The organism is Streptomyces viridosporus (assembly GCF_002078235.1).
GTDB lineage: Bacteria > Actinomycetota > Actinomycetes > Streptomycetales > Streptomycetaceae > Streptomyces > Streptomyces viridosporus.
The window spans coordinates 1-7,697 of record NZ_MSGP01000711.1 but is presented as its reverse complement, the minus strand read 5'-3'; the positions used below and the strand labels follow the sequence as shown (position 1 = coordinate 7,697).

The 7,697-nt window shown below is 71.6% G+C and carries 8 protein-coding genes; 3 read left to right on the top strand and 5 right to left on the bottom strand.

Annotated elements, in window-relative coordinates; all coding sequences use genetic code 11:
• A partial coding sequence (locus B7L92_RS36300; protein ID WP_255311308.1) for an amidase family protein occupies positions 1 to 619 on the bottom strand: 619 nt, incomplete at its 3' end.
• 160 nt (positions 620 to 779) lie between these two features.
• On the opposite strand from B7L92_RS36300, the gene B7L92_RS36295 reads away from it, so the two are divergent.
• Complete coding sequence (locus tag B7L92_RS36295; protein WP_004984627.1) at positions 780 to 1,322, top strand: MarR family winged helix-turn-helix transcriptional regulator; 543 nt, start codon at positions 780 to 782, stop codon at positions 1,320 to 1,322.
• Between the two features lie 39 nt (positions 1,323 to 1,361).
• Here B7L92_RS36295 and B7L92_RS43570 read toward each other — a convergent pair whose 3' ends face one another.
• From B7L92_RS43570 to ctaC, 3 genes are read right to left on the bottom strand one after another with little or no spacing between them, the layout of a single operon-like run.
• Positions 1,362 to 1,721, bottom strand: a complete 360-nt coding sequence (locus B7L92_RS43570) for a hypothetical protein (RefSeq protein ID WP_081241428.1) — start codon at positions 1,719 to 1,721, stop codon at positions 1,362 to 1,364.
• 41 nt (positions 1,722 to 1,762) lie between these two features.
• Complete coding sequence (gene ctaD, locus B7L92_RS36285) at positions 1,763 to 3,472, bottom strand: aa3-type cytochrome oxidase subunit I (protein ID WP_081241427.1); 1,710 nt, start codon at positions 3,470 to 3,472, stop codon at positions 1,763 to 1,765.
• A complete protein-coding gene (gene ctaC / locus B7L92_RS36280; protein ID WP_081241426.1) occupies positions 3,469 to 4,425 on the bottom strand; it encodes an aa3-type cytochrome oxidase subunit II in 957 nt (318 codons plus the stop codon). The genes ctaD and ctaC overlap by 4 nt, the downstream gene beginning before the upstream one ends.
• A gap of 297 nt (positions 4,426 to 4,722) precedes the next feature.
• Between ctaC and B7L92_RS36275 the strand changes: the two genes are divergently transcribed.
• The gene (locus B7L92_RS36275) at positions 4,723 to 6,114 is read left to right on the top strand and encodes a cysteine desulfurase/sulfurtransferase TusA family protein (protein ID WP_081241425.1); all 1,392 of its coding nucleotides are present in this window, start codon (positions 4,723 to 4,725) and stop codon (positions 6,112 to 6,114) included.
• Positions 6,115 to 6,123: 9 nt separating this feature from the next.
• Here B7L92_RS36275 and B7L92_RS36270 read toward each other — a convergent pair whose 3' ends face one another.
• A complete protein-coding gene (locus B7L92_RS36270; RefSeq protein ID WP_081241424.1) occupies positions 6,124 to 7,098 on the bottom strand; it encodes a carbohydrate kinase family protein in 975 nt (324 codons plus the stop codon).
• A gap of 129 nt (positions 7,099 to 7,227) precedes the next feature.
• On the opposite strand from B7L92_RS36270, the gene B7L92_RS36265 reads away from it, so the two are divergent.
• Entirely contained in the window at positions 7,228 to 7,437 is a 210-nt protein-coding gene (locus B7L92_RS36265) for a hypothetical protein (protein ID WP_081241423.1), read from the top strand.
• Positions 7,438 to 7,697 lie beyond the last annotated feature (260 nt).

Genomic DNA, 7,697 nt, shown 5'->3' with positions numbered 1-7,697 from the left:
CGGCGGCGGGGGCGGCCGGCCGGGCCACCGTCCGCCACCAGACCGCCGCGTCCGCCGCCGTGCGGGTGAGGACCCCGGGAGCGGCGAGACCCGTACGGTCGGAGGACGGGAGACGGCCGCCCGTGGCCTTCAGGCCGACCACCCCGCACCACGCCGCCGGGATCCGCACCGACCCCGCGCCGTCGCCGCCCGTCGCCAGCGGGACCAGCCCGGCCGCCACCGCGACCGCCGCCCCCGCCGAGGAGCCGCCCGGCGTGCGGTCGGCCCGCCAGGGGTTGACGGTACGGCCGTGCGCCCCGAGCCCCCAGGTCTGCCAGGGAGTCCCGGGCCCGGGCACCGAGGTGGCGCCCACGGCGACACCACCGGCCGCGAGCAGCGGGCCCGCCGCACGCAGCCCGTGCCGCCCCTTCACCGCGATCGGCACCCCGGCCAGCGGCAGCCGTGCCCCGGCGGCGAGCCGCGCGTCCACCGCACGCGCCCGCCGCAGCGCCTCCTCGCGCCACACCTCGGTGAACGCGCACAGCACCGGGTCGGCCCGTTCGATCCGCTCCAGTGCCTCGGCGACCACGTCCACGGCCCGCAGCGCCCCCGCGCGCACGGCGGAGGCGATCCGCTCCACCGGGGCGCCCGCACGGGGTCCGGACTCCTGGCCGTTCAGCGCACCGCTCCCCTCGTACGGGCCCCTGACTCAAGGGCGCGAGGCGGGCCGGCCCGCCCGGGCCACCACGCTACGCGGTGGGGCGGCGGTCACCTGGTGCGGCCGATACGCTTGGCCCGCGATGCGTAAGGACGACGAGACCGAGGCCGCCGCCGACGGCGACAGCGTGGACGAGATGCTGGCCGAGTGGCGGAGCGAGTGGACCGAACTGGACGTGTCGTCCAGCGCGGTGATCGCCCGTCTGCTGCGGACGGCCCAGCTGCTGGAGGAACTGTTCGCGACGCATCTGCGCCGCTCGGGCGGCATGACCGTCGCCAACGTCGGGGACTTCGACGTGCTGCACGCGCTGCGCCGCAGCGGCCCTCCCTACGCGCTGACGCCGGGCCAGCTGCGCCGGGCGCTGGTCGTCTCCTCCGCCGGCCTCACGGGGAGGTTCAACCGGCTGGAACGCGAGGGCTGGATCACGCGCGGCCCTTCCCCCGTCGACGGCAGAAGCACCCTGGTCAGCCTGACGGAGGAGGGGCGGGCGAGCCTGGACCGCGTGCTGGAACAGCACTACGACCTGGAACGGAAGGTGCTCTCCGTTCTGGAGCCGGAGGAACGCGCGACGGTCGCGGACGCGCTGCGCAAGCTCCTGGCGTCCCTGGAGGGGGACGCCCGCTGAGCGGCCGGCCTCAGGCCGCGCCCTCCGGCGTTCTGGGCATCACCGTGCCGCGGAGCCCGCCGACATCCCGAGGATCACCGCGACGCAGAGCCCGATCAGTCCCAGGGTGACCACGCCCATGGCGATGGCCATCTCCCGCGTGCGGCGGCGGTGGCGGGCCGCGTACTGGGCCTCGACCTGCTGGATGCGTTCCGCGATCCGGCGGGTGACCTGGCGGGCGTTCTCCTCCTGCTCGTGGGCGTACGCCTGCTCGATCACCAGGCGCTGGTCCGTGGTCAGGCCGGGCAGCTCCCAGGCGAAGTCCCGCGCCTTGCGGTGCGCCTCCAGGCGGTTGGCCTCCTGGTAGAGGTAGCCCTCGAGCTGGTGCAGGCCGAGGGCGGCTTCATGGCTGGCGTCCATGGACGGCTCCTGACTGTTCGGGAGAAGGGTGGGCGGTCCGCTCAGCGCCGATCGGCGGCGGTCGTCCGCTCCGCCTCGTGGTCCTCGGCGGCGACCTCCGGGTGGTTCAGGTCGAAGGCGGGCGAGTCGCTCCGGATCCGCGGCAGGGTTTCGAAGTTGTGTCGCGGCGGCGGGCAGGAGGTCGCCCACTCCAGCGAGCGGCCCCAGCCCCAGGGGTCGTCGACCTCGACCTTCTTGCCGTACCTGGCCGTCTTCCAGACGTTGTAGAAGAACGGCAGGAGCGACAGGCCGAGCAGGAACGAGGCGATCGTGGAGACCGTGTTCAGCGCGGTGAAGCCGTCGGCCGCCAGGTAGTCCGAGTACCGGCGCGGCATGCCCTCGGCGCCCAGCCAGTGCTGGACCAGGAACGTGCCGTGGAAGCCGATGAAGAGCGTCCAGAAGGTGATCTTGCCCAGGCGCTCGTCGAGCATCTTGCCGGTGAACTTCGGCCACCAGAAGTGGAAGCCGGCGAACATCGCGAAGACGACGGTGCCGAACACCACGTAGTGGAAGTGCGCCACCACGAAGTACGAGTCGGTCACGTGGAAGTCCAGCGGCGGCGAGGCCAGGATCACGCCGGTCAGACCACCGAAGGTGAAGGTGATCAGGAAGCCCAGCGCCCACAGCATCGGCGTCTCGAAGGACAGCGAGCCCTTCCACATGGTGCCGATCCAGTTGAAGAACTTCACACCGGTCGGGACCGCGATCAGGAAGGTCATGAAGGAGAAGAAGGGCAGCAGCACGCCGCCGGTGGCGTACATGTGGTGCGCCCACACCGTCACCGACAGACCGGCGATCGCGATGGTCGCGGCGATCAGACCCGTGTAGCCGAACATCGGCTTGCGGGAGAAGACCGGGATGACCTCGCTGATGATGCCGAAGAACGGCAGGGCGATGACGTACACCTCGGGGTGACCGAAGAACCAGAACAGGTGCTGCCACAGCAGCGCCCCGCCGTTGGTGGGGTCGAAGATGTGACCCCCGAACTTGCGGTCGTACTCCAGCGCGAGCAGCGCGGCGGCCAGCACCGGGAACGCCAGCAGGACCAGCACACCGGTCAGCAGCACGTTCCAGGTGAAGATCGGCATCCGGAACATCGTCATGCCGGGAGCGCGCATGCAGATGATCGTGGTGATGAAGTTGACCGAGCCGAGGATGGTGCCGAAGCCCTGGAAGGCCAGACCCATGATCCACAGGTCGGAGCCCGCGCCCGGCGAGCGGACGGCGTCCGACAGCGGGGCGTAGCCGGTCCAGCCGAAGCTGGCCGCGCCGTCCGGGGTGAGGAAGCCGGCGAGCGCGATCAGCGAGCCGAAGAGGTACAGCCAGTAGGCGAACATGTTCAGCCGCGGGAACGCCACGTCGGGCGCGCCGATCTGCAGCGGCATGAGCCAGTTCGCGAAGCCGGCGAACAGCGGCGTCGCGAACATCAGCAGCATCACGGTGCCGTGCATCGTGAACGCCTGGTTGAACTGCTCGTTCGACATGATCTGCAGGCCCGGACGGGCCAGCTCGGCGCGCATGACGAGTGCCATCACGCCACCGATGCAGAAGAACAGGAACGACGACACGAGGTAGAGCGTGCCGATCGTCTTGTGGTCCGTGGTCGTCAGCCACTTGACCACGACGCTGCCGCGACTGCGGCGCCGGACCGGCAGTTCGTCCGCGTAGTGGGACCCTGCCGCGGCACCCTGGGATTGGTTGAGGATGCTCACAGGATGTTCGACTCCCGGTTCTTCTCGTGCTCGGTCTGCGAGATACCCGCAGGCACGTAACCGGTCTGCCCCTTCTTCACGAGGTCCTTCAGGTGCTGCTCGTAACGCTCGGGGGAGACGACCTTGACGTTGAACAGCATCCGGGAGTGGTCCACGCCGCAGAGCTCGGCGCACTTGCCGAGGAAGGTGCCCTCCCTGCTGGGAGTGACCTCGAAGGCGTTGGTGTGACCCGGGATGACGTCCTGCTTCATCAGGAACGGCACCACCCAGAAGGAGTGGATGACATCGCGCGAGGTCAGCACGAAGCGGACCCGCTTGCCCTCGGGCAGCCACAGGGTGGGGCCCGGGTTGTTGGTCTGCGGGTTCCGGGTGCCGGGGACACCGCAGTCGTAGACACCGCCGGCGTCGGCCGGGAAGGCGTCCTTGTAACGGGTCGGAATCGCGTCGAGCTCCTTGGACGTCTTGGCGTCGCCCGTGGAACCGTCGACGTTCTCGACGTAGTTGAAGCACCAGCTCCACTGGAACCCGACCACGTTGACCGTGACATCGGGCTTCTCGAGCTTCATCAGCTCGGATTCGTCGCGGGCGGTGAAGTAGAAGAGCACCGAGACGATGAGGAGGGGGACGATCGTGTACAGCGCCTCGATGGGCATGTTGTACCGGGTCTGCGGAGGGACCTCCACCTTGGTGCGGCTGCGCCGGTGGAAGAAAGCACTCCACAGGATCAGGCCCCACACCAGCACGCCGACGGCGAGCGCGGCAGCCCAGGACCCCTGCCACAGGGAGAGGATCCGCGGAGCCTCTTCCGTGGTGGGGGTGGGCATGCCAAGGCGGGGGAAGTCCTCCCATGTGCAACCGGTGGCGGTCGCCAGGACCAGGCCCGCGGTCAGTGCCTGCAGCAGCTTCCGCCGCATCGGGCGCCGCGGCGAGCGGTCGGAGCCGTTGGGACTCACGTAGCGCCTTCCCGAGAGTCTCGCCCGCGCTGTACGGCTGCGGCCTGGCCTTCTCGCTGGTCGGTCGCCGCCCTGCGTCGGGCAGGGGTTTGGATGTTTATGCGGACCAAACCCTAGCCGACGCCCTTCGGGGGGTCGCGGGGAGGGTGGCATACGCGCCGCGGGTCACTCTTGCGAGGTGGGACGGGGCGCCCAATAGCCCGGTGATGTCTGTCGTGTGGCGAGTGCGGACGGTTCGGGACCTGTCGCGCGGTTCCCGCGTTCCCGGCCGGCCGGGGGACGTCCTAACGTTGCCGTATGGCCTACTTCGACGCCGCCTCCGCCGCCCCCCTTCACCCCGTTGCCCGGCAGGCCCTGTTGGCTTCGTTGGACGAGGGGTGGGCCGATCCCGCGCGGCTGTACCGGGAGGGGCGGCGCGCCCGGATGCTGCTGGACGCGGCGCGCGAGGCGGCGGCGGAGGCGGTGGGGTGCCGTCCGGACGAATTGGTGTTCACCCCGTCCGGCACCCGGGCGGTGCACTCCGGGATCGCGGGGGCGCTGGCCGGGCGGCGGCGCGTCGGACGCCACCTGATCGTGTCAGCGGTCGAACACTCTTCGGTGCTCCATTCGGCGGAAGTTCACCGGGCCGACGGCGGGCCGGTCACCGAGGTGGCGGTGGACCGCGCGGGAGCCGTGTCCCCCTCCTCCTACGCCGAGGCCCTGCGGCCGGACACCGCGCTCGCCTGCCTGCAGTCGGCCAACCACGAGGTGGGGACCGCGCAGCCGGTGGCCGAGGTGGCCGGGATCTGCCGGGCGGCGGGGGTGCCGCTGCTGGTGGACGCGGCCCAGTCGCTGGGCTGGGCACCGGTGGAGGGCGACTGGTCACTGCTGACGGCGAGCGCCCACAAGTGGGGCGGGCCGTCGGGGGTCGGGCTGCTCGTCGTGCGCAAGGGGGTGCGGTTCGCGCCCCAGGGCCCGGCGGACGAACGGGAGTCGGGGCGGGCGGCCGGGTTCGAGAACCTCCCGGCGATCGTGGCCGCGGCGGCGTCGCTGCGGGCGGTGCGGGCCCGGGCGGCCGAGGACGCGGCGCGGCTGCGGGAACTGACGGAGCGGATCCGGGAGCGGGTGCCCCGACTGGTGCCGGAGGTGGAGGTGGTCGGCGATCCGGAGCGGCGACTGCCGGGGATCGTCACCTTCTCCTGTCTCTATGTCGACGGGGAGACCCTGCTGCACGAGCTGGACCGCGCCGGCTTCTCGGTCTCCTCCGGGTCGTCCTGCACCAGCAGCACGCTGACGCCCAGCCATGTGCTGCGGGCGATGGGGGTGCTGAGCGAGGGCAACATCCGCGTCTCGCTGCCGCCGGGGACGGCCGAGGAGGACGTCGAGCGGTTCCTGTCCGTCCTGCCCGGCGTGGTGGCGGGGGTGCGGGAGAAGCTGGGCGCGCCGGTGTCCGCCGCCGGGGCGGCCGCGGTGGAGGACGGGGGCGACGCCCTGGTCGTGGACGCGGTGGGGCGGCGCTGCCCGATCCCGGTGATCGAGCTGGCCAAGGTGATCGGGGACGTGCCGGTGGGCGGCACGGTGCGGGTGCTCGCGGACGACGAGGCGGCCCGGCTGGACATCCCGGCGTGGTGCGAGATGCGCGGGCAGGAGTACGTGGGTGAGGAGCCGGCGGACCGCGGCTCGGCCTACGTGGTCCGCCGGGTCTCCTGAACCCTCCGGTCAGGCCAGGTGCTTCTGCACCTCGGCCGCGGCCTCGTCGCCGTAGGCCTTGGTGAAGCGCTCCATGAAGTGGGCGCGGCGCAGCTGGTACTCCTGGGTGCCGACGGTCTCGATGACCAGCGTGGCGAGCATGCAGCCGACCTGCGCGGCGCGCTCCAGGCAGACGCCCCAGGCGAGGCCCGACAGGAAGCCGGCGCGGAAGGCGTCGCCGACGCCGGTCGGGTCGGCCTTGATCTCCTCCTCGGGGCAGCCGACCTCGATCGGGTCCTCGCCGGCGCGTTCGATGCGCACGCCGCGCGAGCCGAGGGTGGTGACGCGGTGGCCGACCCGGTCGAGGATCTCGGCGTCGCTCCAGCCGGTCTTGGTCTCGATGAGCCCCTTCTCGTACTCGTTGGAGAAGAGGTAGGTCGCCCCGTCCAGCAGTATCCGGATCTCCTCACCGCTCATCCGGGCGATCTGCTGGGAGAAGTCGGCGGCGAACGGGATGCTCCGGGAGCGGCACTCCTCGGTGTGCCGGAGCATCGCCTCCGGGTCGTCGGCGCCGATGGAGACCAGGTCGAGGCCGCCCACGCGGTCGGCGACGGTCTTCAGCTCGATCAGCCGGGCCTCGCTCATCGCGCCCGTGTAGAAGGAGCCGATCTGGTTGTGGTCGGCGTCCGTGGTGCACACGAAGCGGGCGGTGTGCAGGGTCTCGGAGATGCGGACGGAGTCGGTGTCGACGCCGTGCCGGTCCAGCCAGGCCCGGTACTCGTCGAAGTCGGAGCCGGCGGCGCCGACCAGGATCGGCCGGGTGCCGAGCTGGCCCATCCCGAAGGCGATGTTCGCGCCGACCCCTCCCCGGCGCACGTCGAGGTTGTCGACCAGGAAGGACAGCGAGACCGTGTGCAGCTGGTCCGCGACGAACTGGTCGGCGAAGCGCCCGGGGAAGGTCATGAGGTGGTCGGTGGCGATGGAGCCGGTGACTGCGATGCGCACGGCGTGGACTCTCCTGGGGGAGGCGGATTGACACTTCACGCTACCGGGTGGGGACCACCCGCAGAAGCGGGGAAAACTACCCGATAGTAGATCTTTCTTCGCGACCTTCGACGTGCGTACGGTGCCGACATGACGAACCCCAAGGTCCACGCCCCCTCCCCGGTCGACCTCGAAGGCGACCTGGCGTCGCTGCGCGGCGACTGCGCCCGGATGGCTCCCCACTGGACGGCTCCGGACCGGGTCGCCGCCCGGCCCGTCCCCCCGTCCCTGATCCACGGCGTGAGCGTGCCGCCGGCGTCGGCCCGGCTCCTGGACGCGATGTCGGAGTACGGCGACTGAGCATACGGGGCCGAGCCGCAGGAGTCGGCGCCGACCGGATCGGCGCTCCCGGGGAACCGTGCGCTCCCCCGCTGCGTCCCATCGCCGTCCCCCATGAGGGGGATGCGGGATACGACCCACCAGCGGTCCCGGTACGACCGGGCAGGGTCTTCCGGGACAGCTGTGCAGCCGAAGGAGCGATGCGGTGAACACCGAGCGACCCGACCACGACGGCGCCGAGGCGCGGCCCGCCCCCGGCAGCGCGCGCGACACCGGGGGCG